General features: G+C 64.0%; 15 protein-coding genes. 5 read left to right on the forward strand and 10 right to left on the reverse strand.

Annotated elements, in window-relative coordinates; genetic code table 11:
* Nucleotides 1-9: 9 nt before the first annotated feature.
* The 5 genes from QM685_RS15885 to QM685_RS15905 form a co-directional block, all read right to left on the reverse strand.
* Nucleotides 10-132, reverse strand: a complete 123-nt coding sequence (locus QM685_RS15885; protein ID WP_415117324.1) for a hypothetical protein — start codon at nucleotides 130-132, stop codon at nucleotides 10-12.
* A 231-nt stretch (nucleotides 133-363) separates the two neighbouring features.
* Nucleotides 364-1,182, reverse strand: coding sequence for an ABC transporter permease subunit (locus QM685_RS15890; protein WP_415117325.1), 819 nt, complete (start codon nucleotides 1,180-1,182; stop codon nucleotides 364-366).
* Nucleotides 1,179-2,111, reverse strand: a complete 933-nt coding sequence (locus QM685_RS15895) for an ABC transporter permease subunit (RefSeq protein ID WP_415117326.1) — start codon at nucleotides 2,109-2,111, stop codon at nucleotides 1,179-1,181. The genes QM685_RS15890 and QM685_RS15895 overlap by 4 nt, the downstream gene beginning before the upstream one ends.
* On the reverse strand, nucleotides 2,108-3,277 hold the full coding sequence (locus QM685_RS15900) for an ABC transporter ATP-binding protein (protein WP_415117327.1): 1,170 nt from the start codon (nucleotides 3,275-3,277) through the stop codon (nucleotides 2,108-2,110). The genes QM685_RS15895 and QM685_RS15900 overlap by 4 nt, the downstream gene beginning before the upstream one ends.
* Nucleotides 3,278-3,367: 90 nt before the next feature.
* Nucleotides 3,368-4,468, reverse strand: coding sequence for a polyamine ABC transporter substrate-binding protein (locus tag QM685_RS15905; protein ID WP_415117328.1), 1,101 nt, complete (start codon nucleotides 4,466-4,468; stop codon nucleotides 3,368-3,370).
* A 558-nt stretch (nucleotides 4,469-5,026) separates the two neighbouring features.
* On the opposite strand from QM685_RS15905, the gene QM685_RS15910 reads away from it, so the two are divergent.
* Entirely contained in the window at nucleotides 5,027-6,316 is a 1,290-nt protein-coding gene (locus tag QM685_RS15910; RefSeq protein WP_415117329.1) for an Nramp family divalent metal transporter, read from the forward strand.
* Between the two features lie 100 nt (nucleotides 6,317-6,416).
* Nucleotides 6,417-6,620, forward strand: coding sequence for a DUF1289 domain-containing protein (locus QM685_RS15915; RefSeq protein ID WP_415117330.1), 204 nt, complete (start codon nucleotides 6,417-6,419; stop codon nucleotides 6,618-6,620).
* Nucleotides 6,621-6,710: 90 nt separating this feature from the next.
* Here the strand turns inward: QM685_RS15915 and QM685_RS15920 are convergent, their stop codons facing one another.
* Nucleotides 6,711-7,385, reverse strand: coding sequence for an OmpW/AlkL family protein (locus QM685_RS15920; protein WP_415117331.1), 675 nt, complete (start codon nucleotides 7,383-7,385; stop codon nucleotides 6,711-6,713).
* Between the two features lie 241 nt (nucleotides 7,386-7,626).
* Between QM685_RS15920 and QM685_RS15925 the strand changes: the two genes are divergently transcribed.
* Together QM685_RS15925 and QM685_RS15930 are read left to right on the forward strand one after the other, a co-directional pair.
* Complete coding sequence (locus tag QM685_RS15925) at nucleotides 7,627-8,403, forward strand: uracil-DNA glycosylase (RefSeq protein WP_415117332.1); 777 nt, start codon at nucleotides 7,627-7,629, stop codon at nucleotides 8,401-8,403.
* A gap of 338 nt (nucleotides 8,404-8,741) precedes the next feature.
* Nucleotides 8,742-9,254, forward strand: coding sequence for a hypothetical protein (locus QM685_RS15930; protein WP_415117333.1), 513 nt, complete (start codon nucleotides 8,742-8,744; stop codon nucleotides 9,252-9,254).
* Between the two features lie 188 nt (nucleotides 9,255-9,442).
* Here QM685_RS15930 and QM685_RS15935 read toward each other — a convergent pair whose 3' ends face one another.
* Together QM685_RS15935 and QM685_RS15940 are read right to left on the reverse strand one after the other, a co-directional pair.
* Nucleotides 9,443-11,035 carry an ABC-F family ATPase gene (locus QM685_RS15935; protein WP_415117334.1) on the reverse strand — a complete coding sequence of 531 codons (1,593 nt, stop codon included), beginning with the start codon at nucleotides 11,033-11,035 and terminating at the stop codon, nucleotides 9,443-9,445.
* A gap of 81 nt (nucleotides 11,036-11,116) precedes the next feature.
* On the reverse strand, nucleotides 11,117-12,040 hold the full coding sequence (locus QM685_RS15940; RefSeq protein WP_415117335.1) for an NAD(P)-dependent oxidoreductase: 924 nt from the start codon (nucleotides 12,038-12,040) through the stop codon (nucleotides 11,117-11,119).
* A 253-nt stretch (nucleotides 12,041-12,293) separates the two neighbouring features.
* On the opposite strand from QM685_RS15940, the gene QM685_RS15945 reads away from it, so the two are divergent.
* The gene (locus tag QM685_RS15945) at nucleotides 12,294-12,503 is read left to right on the forward strand and encodes a dodecin (RefSeq protein ID WP_233830446.1); all 210 of its coding nucleotides are present in this window, start codon (nucleotides 12,294-12,296) and stop codon (nucleotides 12,501-12,503) included.
* 193 nt (nucleotides 12,504-12,696) lie between these two features.
* Here the strand turns inward: QM685_RS15945 and QM685_RS15950 are convergent, their stop codons facing one another.
* Nucleotides 12,697-13,791: a BMP family ABC transporter substrate-binding protein gene (locus QM685_RS15950; RefSeq protein WP_415117336.1), complete on the reverse strand. Its 1,095-nt coding sequence runs from the start codon at nucleotides 13,789-13,791 to the stop codon at nucleotides 12,697-12,699.
* A gap of 89 nt (nucleotides 13,792-13,880) precedes the next feature.
* Complete coding sequence (locus QM685_RS15955) at nucleotides 13,881-14,810, reverse strand: ABC transporter permease (protein ID WP_415117337.1); 930 nt, start codon at nucleotides 14,808-14,810, stop codon at nucleotides 13,881-13,883.
* Nucleotides 14,811-14,837: the final 27 nt, after the last annotated feature.

Consider the following 14,837-nt stretch of genomic DNA (forward strand, 5'->3'; position numbering starts at 1 on the left):
CACGTTCGTTCATCCGCCACCACCGCCCAACAGAAGCAACAGGTCCCACAGAAACTTGCAGATCATCACGATCAATTCCCACAGGCGAAAAAGCGGCTGCCAGTCCAGCACACGCAGAAGAGACTCGATCATGGTTAGCGTCGGAAAAAGTAGCGGTCGCTTGCTGCGACTCCTCCGGCCATCATAGCGACTGCGGGATATCCCGTATCAAGTCGATTCATGGGCGGCGGACAGTTCACGGTGATGAAGGATGCGTCGGCGCCGGTGTTCGTCGGCGACCGGCATTGGAGCGCGGTGAGGATCGCCTGCAAGGTCTGATGTGACGCAGAGCCGCTGAAGCGACGGCGAAAGGCGCGCCCCGCGTCAAACCGCCATCACCGCGCGCTTGCGCTCCGCGCGCTGCATGAAGAAGTTCGCGGCAACCACACCCACCGTGACGACCGCGATAAACAGCGTCGCGAGCGCGTTCATCTCCGGATTCAAACCGAGCCGCACGCGCGAGAACACGACGAGCGGCAGCGTCGTCGAACCGGGACCGGACAGGAACGCCGACAGCACGAGGTCGTCGATCGACAGCGTGAACGACAGCAGCCATCCCGACACGAGCGCCTGCGAAATCAGCGGCAGCGTGACGAAGAAGAACACCCGCAGCGGCGTCGCGCCGAGGTCGAGCGCGGCTTCCTCGAGCGACGGATGCAGCTCCCGCACGCGCGACTGCACGATGATCGCGACGTACGAAATACACAGCATCACGTGGCCGATCCAGATCGTAAAGATGCCGCGTTCGGCCGGCCAGCCGATCAGGCGCGCCATTTCGATAAACAGCAGCAGCAGCGAGATCCCCTGAATCACTTCCGGAATCACGAGCGGCGCGTTGATCATGCCCGTGTACAGCGTGAAGCCGCGAAAGCGCCCCATGCGCGCGAGCACGAAACCGGCCCACGTGCCGATCACCACCGACGCGAACGCGGTCATCAAGCCGATGCGCAACGACAGCCACGCCGACGCGATCAGTTCGTCATCCTGCAGCAGCGCCGCGTACCAGCGCGTCGAAAAGCGCGTCCACACGGTGACAAGCTGCGATTCGTTGAACGAATACACGACGAGGCTGACGATCGGGATATACAGAAACAGGAAGCCGATGCCAAGCGCGATCAGTTGCAACATGCGGTTCGGCTTCATTGACGGCCCTCCTCCAGCGCCTTCGCCTGCGCATGCTGGAACAGCGCCATCGGCACCAGCAGCAACAGCACCATCGCGCAGGTGACGGCGGACGCCATCGGCCAGTCGGCGTTGTCGAAGAACTCATTCCACATCACGCGGCCGATCATCAGCGTGTTCGCGCCGCCGAGCAGTTCCGGAATCACGTACTCGCCGACCGCCGGGATGAACACCAGCAGACAGCCGGCGATGATGCCGTTCTTCGACAGCGGCAGCGTGATCTGCCAGAACGCCTTCCACGGCTTCGCGCCGAGGTCGTAGGCGGCCTCGAGCAAGGTCAGGTCCATCTTCACGAGGTGCGCGTAAAGCGGCATCACGAGAAACGGCAGGTACGAATAGACCATGCCGATATAGACCGCGGTGTTCGTGTGATACAGCTCGATCGGCGAATGGATCAGCCCGATCGACATCAGGAAGTTATTCAGCAGCCCGTTGTTCTTCAGAATGCCGATCCATGCATACACGCGGATCAGGAACGACGTCCAGAACGGCAGCATCACCGCCATCATCAGCAGATTGCGGGTGGCCGGATTCGAGCGCGCGATGTAATACGCCATCGGATAACCGATCAGCAGACACAGCACGGTCGAGATCGCCGCGACCACCACCGAATTCACATAGGTCGCGAAATAGAGGCTGTCGGTCAGCAGAAACGCGTAATGCGACAGATCGAGCGTGATGTGAAGCGCGCCTTCCGCGAAATTGACGAGCTGCGTGTACGGCGGAATGCCGAGCTGCGAATCGGCGAAGCTGATCTTCACGACCAGCAGGAACGGCACGAGAAAAAACAGCAGCAGCCAGATGAACGGCCCCGCCACCACCGCGGTGCGGCCGGTCAGCTTCAGGCGCCGCACCGGCCACGCGAAGAATGCAGCAAGCGCCTCTTTCATGACGTCAGCACCACGCCGGCCGACGCGCTCCAGCGCACGTACACTTCGTCGCCCCAGGTGGGCGGATCGATTTCGGTGAGCGCGAGGCTCGTCACGTTCGCGATCACCGTCTTGCCGCCGTCGAGCTTCACGTGATACAGCGAATAGCCGCCCATGTACGCGATATTCGTGACGACGCCCTTGCCCCAGTTGTACGCGCCCTCGGGCGGCTTGCGCGTGAGCGCGATGCGCTCGGGACGCACCGAGATCGTCACCGGCATGCCGAGCGGTCCGCTGATGCCGTGATTGACGTGCAGACGGCACGGCAGGTCCGGTGTTTCGATGAACACGTGATCCGGTTCGTCCTCGACCGTATGGCCTTCGAACAGATTGGTCGAGCCGATGAACTCCGCCGAAAAACGGCTGTTCGGATACTCGTAGACTTCATGCGGCGTGCCGAGCTGAACGATCTGGCCTTCGCTCATCACCGCGAGCCGGTTGGCCATCGTCATCGCTTCTTCCTGATCGTGCGTGACCATCATGCAGGTCACGCCGACCTTGTCGAGAATGTTGACGAGTTCGATCTGGGTGCGCTGGCGGATCTGCTTGTCGAGCGCCGACATCGGCTCGTCGAGCAGCAGCAGCTTCGGCCGCTTGACGAGCGAGCGCGCGAGCGCGACGCGCTGCTGCTGGCCGCCCGATAGCTGATGCGGCTTGCGCTTCGCGAAACGGCCCATCTGCACGAGTTCGAGCGCATTGCGCACGCGCTCTTTCAGTTCGGCCTTCGGCACGCCTTCCTGCCTGAGGCCGAACGCGACGTTCGACTCGACCGTCATATGCGGAAAGAGCGCGTACGACTGGAACATCATGTTGACCGGCCGGCGGTACGGCGGCAGTTGCGCGAGGTCTTCGCCGTCGATCAGGATGCGGCCCGACGTTACCGTTTCGAGCCCGGCCATCATGCGCAGCAAGGTCGACTTGCCGCAACCCGAACTGCCGAGCAGCGCGAACAGCTCGCCCTTCTTCACCGACAGGTTGACCCCCTTGACCGCGACGGTCTCGCCGAATTTCTTCACGACGTCGACGATCTGGATGAACTGGTCCGCTGGGTCGTCCGCAACGGCGTGCAAGCCCGGGGACGGCGCGCCGGCCCCCGCCGGCGCGCCCGGCTGGTCACTGCTGATCATAATGCTGCTTCACTCCGGCGTTTGACGAACAAAGCCCCCGGTGAACACCGGGGGCTTCATGACGATGCCTGTTCCCGATTCAGGCCGCCATCAGCGGCCGGACTTGAACTCGGTCCACAGCCGCGTTTGCAGCCGCTGGATTTCCTGCGGCAGCGGCTTCAGCAGGAACAGCGTCTTGATGGTCTCGGGCGACGGGTACACGGCCGGATCGTTTGCCACGTCCTTGTCCACGTACTTGCGCGCTTCCATGTTGACGCTCGGGTAGTACACGGCGTTGGTGATCGCGGCGTGCACCTGCGGCGTCTCGATGTAGTTGATCCATTCGAGCGCGGCTTCCTTGTGCTTCGCGTCCTTCGGAATCGCCATCACGTCGAACCAGACCGGCGCGCCGCCCTTCGGGATGTAGTACTCGATCCTGTACGGCTTCTTCGCCTCGATCGCGCGGTGCTTGGCGATCACGACGTCGCCCGACCAGCCGTACGCGAAGCAGATATCGCCGCCGACGAGGTCGTTGATGTAGCCCGACGAGTTGAACTGCGTGATGTACGGACGGATCTTCTTCAGCATTTCGAGCGCGGCGCGATAGTCGGCCGGGTTCGTGCTCATCGGGTCCTTGCCCATGTAGTGCAGCGCGGCCGCGAACATCTGGTCCGGCGCGTCGAGCACCGACACGCCGCAGGCTTTCAGCTTCGAGAGGTTTTCCGGCTTGAACAGGATGTCCCAGTTGTCGAGCGGGGTGTTCTGGCCGAGGATCTGCTGGACCTTCGTCACGTTGTAGCCGAGGCCGGTCGTGCCGTAGGCCCAGGGCACCACGTACTTGTTGCCCGGATCGGCGCCGGCGACGAGCGCCATCAGCGACGGGTCGAGGTACTTGAGGTTCGGCAGCTTCGACTTGTCGAGCGGCGCGAAGATGCCCGCGGCGATCTGCTTGCCCGCGTAGTTGCTGGTCGGCACGACGATGTCGTAGCCCGAATTGCCGGTGAGCAGCTTGGCCTGCAGCGTGTCGTCGCTGTCGTAGTTGTCGTACTTGACCTGCACGCCGGTCTGTTTCGTGAAGTTCGGGATCGTGTCCTTCGCGATGTAGTCGGACCAGTTATACACGTTGAGCTGCGTATCTTTCGCAGCGGCCGTCAACCACGGCGCCGCGCACAAGATCAGCGCCGCCACCCGTCTCACTACCCGTTTGTTCATCCCGTTCTCCGATCCCGTCGTCACTCAAGCCGCGAAGTCGCGCGGCCCCCTGAAAACCCCGAAAACTACCATCAATTATTGCGCGCTCCAAAAAAAACGCGGAGCTGTCGCGCAAACGGTACAGGCTCAGGCCGCAGCACTGCAAAATGGGCGCAATTTTAACGGGTTATCGGCGCGTGTCCACCGAAAAAATACGCGCGGGACGGCGGCGTCGCAACCCTGCCGCGCCGGGGGTTGCGGGCCGTTGCCGGTGACGTTGCCGGCTCGCGTTGTTATCTGGTTGTCAGGTCGGGACCCGTTCGCGCTTACGGGTAGCCGGCCGCCGCCCACGCGGCGCGCGATCGCGATGCCGCGCCGCATGGGGGCCGTGCCGTCGCGGGGCTGGCGCGGGCCTCCAGCGGGCGCAAGCCGTATTGTTTCCGACAGTGCACAATAGCTGAGCGAAACCGTCGCGCGATGAATGCGCGCTCACCGCCGCGCGGCCCGCTCCGCGCGCATTGCAGGCCTGCAATGGGCACGCGGCTTGCACGAGGATGCGATTCCGGAATTCAGGCACCGATGAACACCAATCCCTTCACGATGCGTCCCAGTCGCCGCCGCCGTCTGCCGGGCGAGCCGGCGCCTCCGGCGCACTGGTTCTCGTTCCTCGGCGCCGGCGCCCTGATCGCGGTCGGCTATATCGACCCGGGCAACTGGGCGACCGCGCTCGGCGCCGGCGCGGGCTACGGCTATCGCCTGCTGGGCATCGTGCTGATGGCGATGCTGCTGCAATGGCTGTCGTCGCGGCTCGGGGTCGTGACCGGGCGCGATCTCGCGCAACTGTGCCGCGAGCGTACCGGCCGGCGCGGCACGCTGTTCCTGTGGCTCACCAGCGAAGTCGCGATCATCGCCTGCGACGTCGCCGAGGTGGTCGGCAGCGCCGTCGCGCTGCAATTGCTGCTCGGCGTGTCGCTGACGGTCGGCGTGCTGATGTCGGCGGTCTGCACGTTCGCGCTGCTCGCGCTCCAGCAGAAAGGCGGCCGCAAGCTCGAAGCGGTGATCGCCGCGCTGATCGGCTTCGTCGGCCTGTGCTTCGTGGTCCAGCTCGCGCTCGCGCGGCCCGACTGGCACGCCGCGCTGGCCGGCACCGCGCCCAGCATCGAGCTGCTGAGAAACGCCGGCATGCTGTGGCTCGCGGCGGGCATCGTCGGCGCGACGGTGATGCCGCACAACCTCTATCTGCATTCGGCGCTCGTCAAACATCACGCGCCGGAGCGCAGCGACGCGCAGATCAAGGTCGCGCTGCACGTGGTCAATCTCGATACCTTCGGCTCGCTCGCGTTTGCATTCGTGATCAACGCGGCGCTGCTGATCGTCTCGGCCGCCGTGTTCTACGCGAGCGGCCATCGCGACGTGACCGACCTCGCCGACGCGCATCGGCTGATCGCGCCGCTGGTCGGCAGCCACTGGGCCGGCATCCTGTTCGCGGCGGCGCTGCTCGCATGCGGGCTGAGCGCGACCGTCACCGGCACGCTGGCCGGTCAGACCGTGATGGAAGGCTTTCTGCAGTTACGGTTGCCGCGCTGGAAGCGCGCGCTGCTCACGCGCGCGCTCGCGATCGGGCCGGCGCTGCTGGCGGTCGCGATGTTCGGCCAGCACGGCTCGAATCAACTGCTGGTGGCAAGCCAGGTCGTGCTGAGCCTGCAATTGCCGCTCGCGGTCGTGCCGTTGATCCGCTACGCGTCCGATGCGACGCTGATGCGCGGCTGGCGGGTGCGCGGCGCGCCGCTGGCGCTCGCGTGGCTGTCGGCGGCGTTCATCATCGTGCTCAATGGCGCGCTGTTGTGGCAACTGGCGGTGGGCGCGTGAGGGCGGGCGGCTGACGGCGGGTGGAGGTGGCCGACGACGTGCCCCGCGCCGCGCATCGGCTAACATAGCGGAACTTCGCTTCTTCGCCTCAAGGTTTCCGATGACTTCGAATCTCCACGATCTTCCCGACAGTCCGTGCATCGGCGTCTGCTCCACGCTGTTCGACGAGGTCTGCAAAGGCTGCGGCCGCACCGCCGCCGAAGTGTCCAACTGGGTGTTTCTGAGCGACGAGGAAAAACGCGCGATCTGGGCGCGTATCGAACGGGAAGGCACGGCGATGCGGTTTCAGAACGACAAGGTGTAGGCAGCGCGGCTCCGCGGCGCGTTGCCTGTCAGCATGAGAAATGCCGGGATATCCCGGCATTTTTTTGGCTCGCGCCTTCGCATCGGCCGCTCAGAAGCGCATGCCGACCCCGACGCCCACGATCAGCGGATCGATATTCAGCCGTCCGAGCGGCTGGCCACCGAGCGATGCGTCGGTATGCATCCAGATTTTCTTGATGTCCGCATTGACGAAAAGCGTGCGGCTGACCTGCACGTCGACGCCGGCCTGCAACGCGGGACCGAAACTGTGGTTCGTGATCGAAATCGGCTGGCCGCCCGCGCTCAGACCGTTGTTGTAGAACAGCGTGTAGTTGAGGCCGGCGCCGACATACGGACGGATGCGTCCCGCGTGGTTGAAATGATATTGGAGCAGCAGCGTCGGCGGCAGCACGTTCACGCCGCCCAGGTTGCCGAGGCTCGATGTCAGTTGATGGCGCGACGTACCGAGAATCAGCTCGACGCCGAGATAATCGCGAATCATGTAGGTCAGATCGAGCTCGGGCACGATCGCATTGTTGACGCCGACGTTGAGCGCCGACAGCGTCTGGTTCGTGCGCACGTCGGGCATGATGCTGATCGCGCGCAGACGCACGAGCACGTCGCCGGCATGGATGCCGCTCATCGTGTCGTTGTCGTTGCCGGTGTCGTTCCCTGCGGCGTGGGCGCTGGGCGCGAAAGCGGTTACGCATAACAGGCTGCTGATGAAAACAGCGGCTTTGATTCGCTTGTCGGGCGAGTGCTTCATGGGCTTCCCCGTTTGATTGATGGACGTCGTGCGGGGATTGTCGGGCGGCGTGACGCGCTGCGCATTGACGCGGGTCAAACGTGACGGGGACGATGGCCGGGACTGTGACAGTGGGTCGCGGGGGCGATCGCATGGCTAACCGGAAACGCCGGAAAAGGCGCGCACCTCACTGCATCGAAGGCAGCGGATCGACCGGCCCGGCTGATAGAGTGGCGACGACGCCCCGCCCCATATTGCCGCCATGACCACCGCTCACGACTTCGCTCAGCGCCTCGCGCAATGGCCCGCCATGGCCGACGTGTTCAACCCTTGGTCCCAGGCGGATGAACGCGACCGGCCCGGAGCCAATGCAGCGCTGATTCGCCGGCAACAGCTTGCCGCCTACATCGACGCCCGCCGCTCGAAGGCCAGGGTGATTCTGATCGCTGAGGCGCTGAGCTGTCGTGGCGGTCGCTTTACCGGCATTGCCATGACCTCCGAGCGGATTCTGCTGGGCAACGATACGGTACTCAACCGGCTCGCCGCGAGCTCGGACGCCAGCCCGCCACCTGACTATCTACCGGGTCGGGCAAGCCGCACCAGCAATCCCGGTGAGCTATCCAGAGGCACGGACCGGGAATATGGCGTTTATGAAAGAACGGCGTCGATCGTATGGCGGACGATGCTAGCCAATGGGTTCGGACCGATGGAATTTGCGCTGTGGAATGCATTCCCGTTCCATCCGTTCATAACCGGAAACGCTCAGAGCAATCGCCGCCCCTCTGGCTGCGAATTGCGCGAGACCGGCCAGATTCTGCCTGACTTCATCGGCCTGTTTCCTCATGCGGTCTGGTTCGTTGCGCTTGGAAGAGAGGCGGAAAGCGCGTTGCCAGATCATCTGGCGCCATCCGCGGTCAAGCATGCGAGGCACCCTGCTGCCAGAGCGATCAGGCCTTCGGAGAGCACAAGTCGGGGAAAGGAAAGTCCGATGCGAATGTTGGGAGAAGTCATTCGGGAAATCGCGCAAAGCGGGCGATAGTCCGGGCGTCCAGATACCTTCGGCGACTCACGAGGCGCGCAACAGATTGACGCTACGCGGGCTGCTGATCCTTGCTATGTGTTGGCTTGTCCGAGGTAGGCGCGGCGCGCTGTACGCGAGCCGCAAACGCATCCCGACGCACCGCACGTACTGCGCGGGCAGGACCATCGAGCGGGCACCGTGGCACCCTCTGCGGCTGGAAAGATGCGCGCGGGCTCGCCTACGGGGAGCGCGGGCGCGAGCGGGCGACGTAAGTGCCCGCGAATAATCGCAGCAAAATTGGGTTCCAGGTTGGAGTAAGATCGCCCTAGCTGCCAAGCGGAATACGGAGGAGGACCATGATACAAACTGGCCCTACTGGCACGATTGTCAAGGCCATTAATTCGCTTGATGGTTCACATTACGGCTCATCCATCATCGCGGCGCGGAAACGAGTCCGCATCCCACTCAAACTCCCCGAAGGCCCGACGGGCGGCGCATTGGCCGCAGCCTTGGGACGGGACATGACATTCGACGTTGAGCAAGAAGCTGCGGTTTGGCGTGGCGACATAAAGCCTCTCAGCAAGCCGCTACTGGTAATTCAACTCACCTTCTCAACCAAACAACTCAGCCAAGAAGAGTTCGGCGCGGTGGTAGAGACCGTGCTGACTAACGGAGACCTTTCCGAATCGGGTGCCGACGATCTTGAGCAGATGCTTCATAAGTGGGGATTCCGGTCATGGCGTCACGTGTTACGGACATTCCCGCTGATGAAGAAGATACCTGTGCTTTGCGTTCAAGCCATTGACCCCGATGACGAGCACGACCAGTTGCTCCGGGAAATGGGATGGGACTCTTCTGGGGGGAAATGAATCCTGCCGCATGCTTTCAAGCTCCTCGTGCCGCCACCGGCTGTCACTACGGCTGATTAGAAGGCTGTCATGCCAGCCGCTGCGGCGGGCTGCTGGACGACGGTTGGCGCGGCTAATGAATCGTACGTCCCGATGCGCCATTGTCCCACTGGGACAATGGCGTCACATGAATGGGCGCTGTGGGACAATTACTCCACCCCCTGACTCTTCAGGAAGTCCTCGTAATTACCACCGAAGTCATTGAGCGTGCCATTGGTCTTCACTTCGATGATCCGGTTCGCGAGACCGCTCACGAACTCGCGGTCGTGCGACACGAAAATCAACGTGCCGTCGAACTTGTCGAGCGCGATCTGCAGCGATTCGATCGACTCCATGTCCATGTGGTTGGTCGGCTCGTCCATCATCAGCACGTTGTGGCGGCCGAGCATCAGCTTGCCCCAGATCATGCGGCCCTTCTCGCCGCCCGACAGCACCTTGACCGACTTGCGGATGTCGTCCGCGTTGAACAGCAGCCGGCCGAGCGTGCCGCGCACCATCTGTTCGTCATCGCCTTCCTTGCGGTACTGGTCGATCCACTCCATCAGCGTGACGTCGGCTGGAAACTCCTCGTACGTATCCTGCGGCATGTAGCCGACGTTCGCGTTTTCCGCCCACTTGACGGTGCCGTGATCGAGCTGCAGATTGCCGAGCAGCGAGCGCAGCAGCGTGGTCTTGCCCGCGCCGTTCTCGCCGATGATCGCGATACGCTCGCCCGGCTGCACGCTGATGCTGAAGTTGTTGAAGATCGAACGCTCGTATTTCTTCGAAATGCTCTCGGCGACCACCGCGATGTTGTGCAGCTTCTTGTCGAACTCGAAGCGGATGAACGGGTTCTGCCGCGACGACGGCTTGAATTCCTCGATCTTGATCTTGTCGATCATCTTCAGACGGCTGGTGGCCTGGCGCGCCTTCGACTTGTTCGCCGAGAAGCGGCGCACGAAGTCCTGCAGGTCGGCCACGCGCTCCTTCGCCTTGGCGTTGGCGGCCTGCTGACGCTCGCGTGCCTGCGTGCTCGCGAGCATGTAGTCGTCGTAGTTGCCCGGATAGACCTTCAGCGTGCCGTAGTCCATGTCGGCCATGTGCGTGCAGACCTGGTTCAGGAAGTGCCGGTCGTGCGAGATGATGATCATCGTCGAGTTGTACTGGTTGAGAATTTCTTCCAGCCAACGGATCGAGTTGATGTCCAGGTTGTTGGTCGGCTCATCCAGCAGCAGCACGTCCGGATTCGAGAACAGCGCCTGCGCGAGCAGCACGCGCAGCTTCCAGCCGGGCGCGACATTGCTCATCGGACCGTTGTGGTCTTCGATCGCGATGCCGATGCCGAGCAGCAGTTCACCCGCGCGCGCTTCGGCCGTGTAGCCGTCGTACTCGGCGAACTTCGCTTCGAGTTCGGCGGCGTGCATGTAGTCGTCGTCGGTCGCGTCGGGGTTTGCGTAGATCGCGTCACGCTCGGTCATCGCGGCCCACATTTCGGTGTGGCCCATCATCACGACGTCGAGCACGCGCACGTCTTCGTATGCGAACTGGTCCTGACGCAGCTTGCCCAGACGCACGTTCGGCTCGAGCATCACGTTGCCCGAGCTCGGCTCCAGATCGCCGCCGAGGATTTTCATGAAGGTGGATTTACCGCAGCCGTTCGCACCGATCAGGCCGTAGCGGTTCCCTTCCCCGAATTTGACCGAAATGTTCTCGAAGAGGGGCTTCGGCCCGAATTGCATGGTGATATTGGCAGTAGACAGCACGGCGCGTCCCTTTGAATGTGATATCGGCGAAAAACCCAATATTTTAGCAGGTTATAGAGAAACTAACCCGCGTGGCCCGCGCTACCTGCCCGCCGCGCCGCGCGGCGTCTGCAAAACGTCGATGAAGGCCGACAGATCGGCGTCGGCGAGGCCCATCGCGGCACCGAGCCGCAGCAACTGCTGGACCGTCGACGCAACCGGCATCGGCGTGCCGGTCTCATGGGCGGTGGCGGCGACCGTGTCGACGTCCTTCTGGAACGTGCGGAACGCGCCGATGGGCGCGAGGCCGGCTTGCGTCATGCGCGGCACGAACGTTTGCAGCAGCACGGAATCGGCCCAGCCGCCGGCGAGCGCGTCGGTGAGCCTCGCGGCGTCGATGCCGCTGCGCTGCGCGAGGCTCACCGCCTCGGCGATCGCCGCGACGGTCGCGGTGACGATCGCCTGGTTGCAAAGCTTCGCGGTCTGCCCGGCGCCCACCTCGCCCATATGGGTGACGCGCGCCGCGTAGGCGTCGAGCAAGGGACGTACCGCGGCGAGGTCGGCGGCCGCGCCGCCGGCCATGATCGCGAGCGTGCCGGCCTGCGCGCCGGCTACGCCGCCCGATACGGGCGCATCGATCCAGCCGATGGGAGCGGGATCGGCCGCGTCACCCCGCCCGCCATACAACGCCACCCGCCGCGCCAACGCACGCGTGGCCGCCGGCGGAATGCTCGAATGATCGACGATCCAGCGCACCTGGCGCGGCGCCGCCGGGTCGCCGTCGAGCAGCCCCGCCGCGCCGAACACGGTCTGCTCGACCGCCGCCGCGTCCGCGACGCACAACAGCACCGCCTCGCAGCGCGCGGCCAGCTCGCGCGGCGTATCGACGATGTGCGCGCCGTCGACCTGCAACGCCTCGGCCTTGGCCCGCGTGCGATTCCAGACATGCACGGTATGCCCCGCGCGCAGCAGATGCCGGATCATCGGCGCCCCCATCAGACCGGGGCCACAAAAACCAATTTCCACGTTAAAACCTCGTCGCTATCGGATTGACTGGCGCAATACATCGCGCGGACATGATAACGGCCGCGCGCCGCCGCGAAACCCCGGGCATGCGATGTGCGGGATCACGCATACGGGCAGCCACGTGTTACGTGCGGCGGATACGGTGCTTACCGGCGCGAACCGTTGCCTATACTTTTCCTGAAAGCGCGCTTTTCACCCGTGCTTTCCAAACGGCGTTTTTTTCGACCAGCGGTGCAGACCAAGGAGAACATTCATGTCAGACCACGTTTACAAGAAGATCGAACTGACCGGCTCATCGACGAAATCGATCGACGACGCGATCAGCACCGCGATTGCCAAAGCGTCGGCGACGCTGCGCAATCTGCACTGGTTCGAAGTCACGGAAACGCGCGGCCAGATCGAGGACGGCAAGGTCGCGTACTGGCAGGTGACCCTCAAGGTCGGTCTGCGGATCGAGGATTAAGCGGAAGATTGAGCGGCGGCCTTGCCGCGTCGCGACATTGCGGACTCAACGCGAACCGGCGGCCGAAAAAAAGCTGCGTCCAATCCAGGCTGGACGCAGCTTTTTTCAAAAGCAGGCGGACCACGACGGCGGAGGCTACGCCGAAGCGGGTTCGTAAACCGGCTCTTACTTCGCGGCTCTTACTTCGCGGCTGTTACTTCGGCAACGACCCGTCCACCCCCTCGACATACCAGTTCAGGCGTTGCAGCTCCGGATCCGTCAGCGTCTTGCCGGCCGGCACCTTGACCGCGCCCGACTGATCCTTGATCGGCCCGGTGAACACGTCACGCTTGCCGCTCGCGAGTTCGTCGCGCTGCGCCGCGACCTGCTTCTGCCCGTCCGCCGGAATCACCGACGTATTCAGATCCTCGAGGTTGACCGCCTTCTGCGGAATGCCCCACCACACCGGATCGTTCTTCCACTTGCCGTCGAGCACCTGCTGGATCACCGCGCTGTAGTACACGCCCCAGTGCGCGACCACCGAGCCGAGGTGCGCGTCGGGACCGAACTTCTTCATGTCCGAATCCCAGCCGAACGCATGCACGTGCTTCTCCGACGCGGTCGCGAGCGTCGCGCTCGAATCGGTGTTCTGCAGCAGCACGTCGGCGCCCTGGCCGATCAGCGTTTCGGCGGCCTGCTTTTCCTTGCCCGGATCGAACCAGCTATTGATCCAGATCACCTTCGTGTGCACCTTCGGATTCACCGAGCGCGCGCCGAGCGTGAACGCGTTGATGTTGCGCACGACCTCGGGAATCGGCACCGACGCGACGAAGCCGAGCGTATTGCTCTTCGTCACGTAGCCCGCGGCGACGCCGGCCAGATACGCGCCCTGGTACATGCGCACGTCGTAGGTGCCGAAGTTCGGCGCCTTCTTGTAGCCGGTCGCGTGCAGGAACACGGTGTCCGGAAAGTCCTTCGCAACCTTCAACTGGAAATCCTGGAAGCCGAAGCTCGTGCCGAAGATGATCTTGTTGCCCTTGTTCGCGAGATCGCGGAACACGCGCTCGGAGTCCGCCGATTCCGGCACGTTCTCGACGCGCGTGATCTTGATCCTGTTGCCGAACTTCGCCTCGGCTTCCTTCGAACCCTGGTCGTGCGCGAAGGTCCAGCCGGCATCGCCCGGATTGCCGAGATAGACGAACGCGACGCCCGGCGCGTCGGCGGCCCGCGCGGTTTGCGCGAGCGGCGCGGCGAGCGCGAGCGAGGCCGCGCCCCACGCGAAAGCGGTCAGCAGATTTCTTCTCTTCATGTCGTTCCCCTGTCGTGTTGATCAGATGGTGTTGAGCGGATGGTGATAAGCGAATCGTGTGAGTGGAAGCAGCGAAAACATGGCGCCGCTCAGCCCGCCGAGAAAAACGGCTTGCCGAGCGATGCGGGCGCGTTCAGACGGATCGTGTTCGGATTGCGCGAGATCAGCGCGAGCACGACGATCGTCGCGACGTACGGCAGCATCGCGAGGAACTGCGTCGGCACCGGCACGCCGATCGCCTGCGCGTAGAACTGCAATCCCGTGACCGCGCCGAACAGCAGCGAGCCGATCAGCAGACGCCCGGGGCGCCACGTCGCGAACACGACGAGCGCGAGCGCGATCCAGCCGCGGCCCGAGGTCAGGTTTTCCTGCCACAGATGCAGATTGACGATCGAATAGTAGCCGCCCGCGAGCCCCGCCATGCCGCCGCCGAAGGCGACCGCGCCGTAGCGCACGCCGACCACCGGAAAGCCGACCGAATGCGCGACCTGCGGCGATTCGCCGACCGAGCGCAGCACCAGCCCCGCGCGCGTGCGATACAGGAACCAGCCGATCGCGGCGAACATCAGGAACGCGAGGTAGTCGAGCGGCGTGAGGGTGAAGAGCGCCGGGCCGAGCACCGGAATCTTCGACAGGCCCGGAATGGTCCACGTGTCGATCGTCGCGCGCACCGCGGCCGACGTGTACGGCTTGCCGACATACGCGGACAGCCCGATGCCGAAGATCGTCAGCGAGAGTCCCGTCGCGACCTGGTTGGCGAGCATCGTCAGCGTGAGGAACGCGAACAGCAGCGACATCGCGAGCCCGGCGCCGATCGCGGCGAGCACGCCGAGCCACGGGCTGCCGGTGATCGCCGTGACCGCGTAGCCGCTCACGGCGCCCATCAGCATCATTCCTTCCACGCCGAGGTTGAGCACGCCCGACTTCTCGGCGACGAGTTCGCCGGCGCCCGCGAACATCAGCGGGATCGACGCGGTAATGGCGCTCGACGTGAGCGCGCTGGCTTGCTGGATATCCATAAGTAGCCGGTGAGCGGATGGGCGGGC

This window comes from Paraburkholderia sp., assembly GCF_047605525.1.
Taxonomy (GTDB): domain Bacteria; phylum Pseudomonadota; class Gammaproteobacteria; order Burkholderiales; family Burkholderiaceae; genus Paraburkholderia.

Coding starts and splice junctions, on each gene's coding strand:
- QM685_RS15890 (WP_415117325.1), bottom strand. CDS start 1,182: ATGAAGCCGAACCGCATGTTGCAACTGATCGCGCTTGGCATCGGCTTC.
- QM685_RS15885 (WP_415117324.1), bottom strand. CDS start 132: ATGATCGAGTCTCTTCTGCGTGTGCTGGACTGGCAGCCGCTTTTTCGC.
- QM685_RS15955 (WP_415117337.1), bottom strand. CDS start 14,810: ATGGATATCCAGCAAGCCAGCGCGCTCACGTCGAGCGCCATTACCGCG.
- QM685_RS15900 (WP_415117327.1), bottom strand. CDS start 3,277: ATGATCAGCAGTGACCAGCCGGGCGCGCCGGCGGGGGCCGGCGCGCCG.
- QM685_RS15945 (WP_233830446.1), top strand. CDS start 12,294: ATGTCAGACCACGTTTACAAGAAGATCGAACTGACCGGCTCATCGACG.
- QM685_RS15910 (WP_415117329.1), top strand. CDS start 5,027: ATGAACACCAATCCCTTCACGATGCGTCCCAGTCGCCGCCGCCGTCTG.
- QM685_RS15950 (WP_415117336.1), bottom strand. CDS start 13,791: ATGAAGAGAAGAAATCTGCTGACCGCTTTCGCGTGGGGCGCGGCCTCG.
- QM685_RS15915 (WP_415117330.1), top strand. CDS start 6,417: ATGACTTCGAATCTCCACGATCTTCCCGACAGTCCGTGCATCGGCGTC.
- QM685_RS15905 (WP_415117328.1), bottom strand. CDS start 4,468: ATGAACAAACGGGTAGTGAGACGGGTGGCGGCGCTGATCTTGTGCGCG.
- QM685_RS15930 (WP_415117333.1), top strand. CDS start 8,742: ATGATACAAACTGGCCCTACTGGCACGATTGTCAAGGCCATTAATTCG.
- QM685_RS15920 (WP_415117331.1), bottom strand. CDS start 7,385: ATGAAGCACTCGCCCGACAAGCGAATCAAAGCCGCTGTTTTCATCAGC.
- QM685_RS15925 (WP_415117332.1), top strand. CDS start 7,627: ATGACCACCGCTCACGACTTCGCTCAGCGCCTCGCGCAATGGCCCGCC.
- QM685_RS15895 (WP_415117326.1), bottom strand. CDS start 2,111: ATGAAAGAGGCGCTTGCTGCATTCTTCGCGTGGCCGGTGCGGCGCCTG.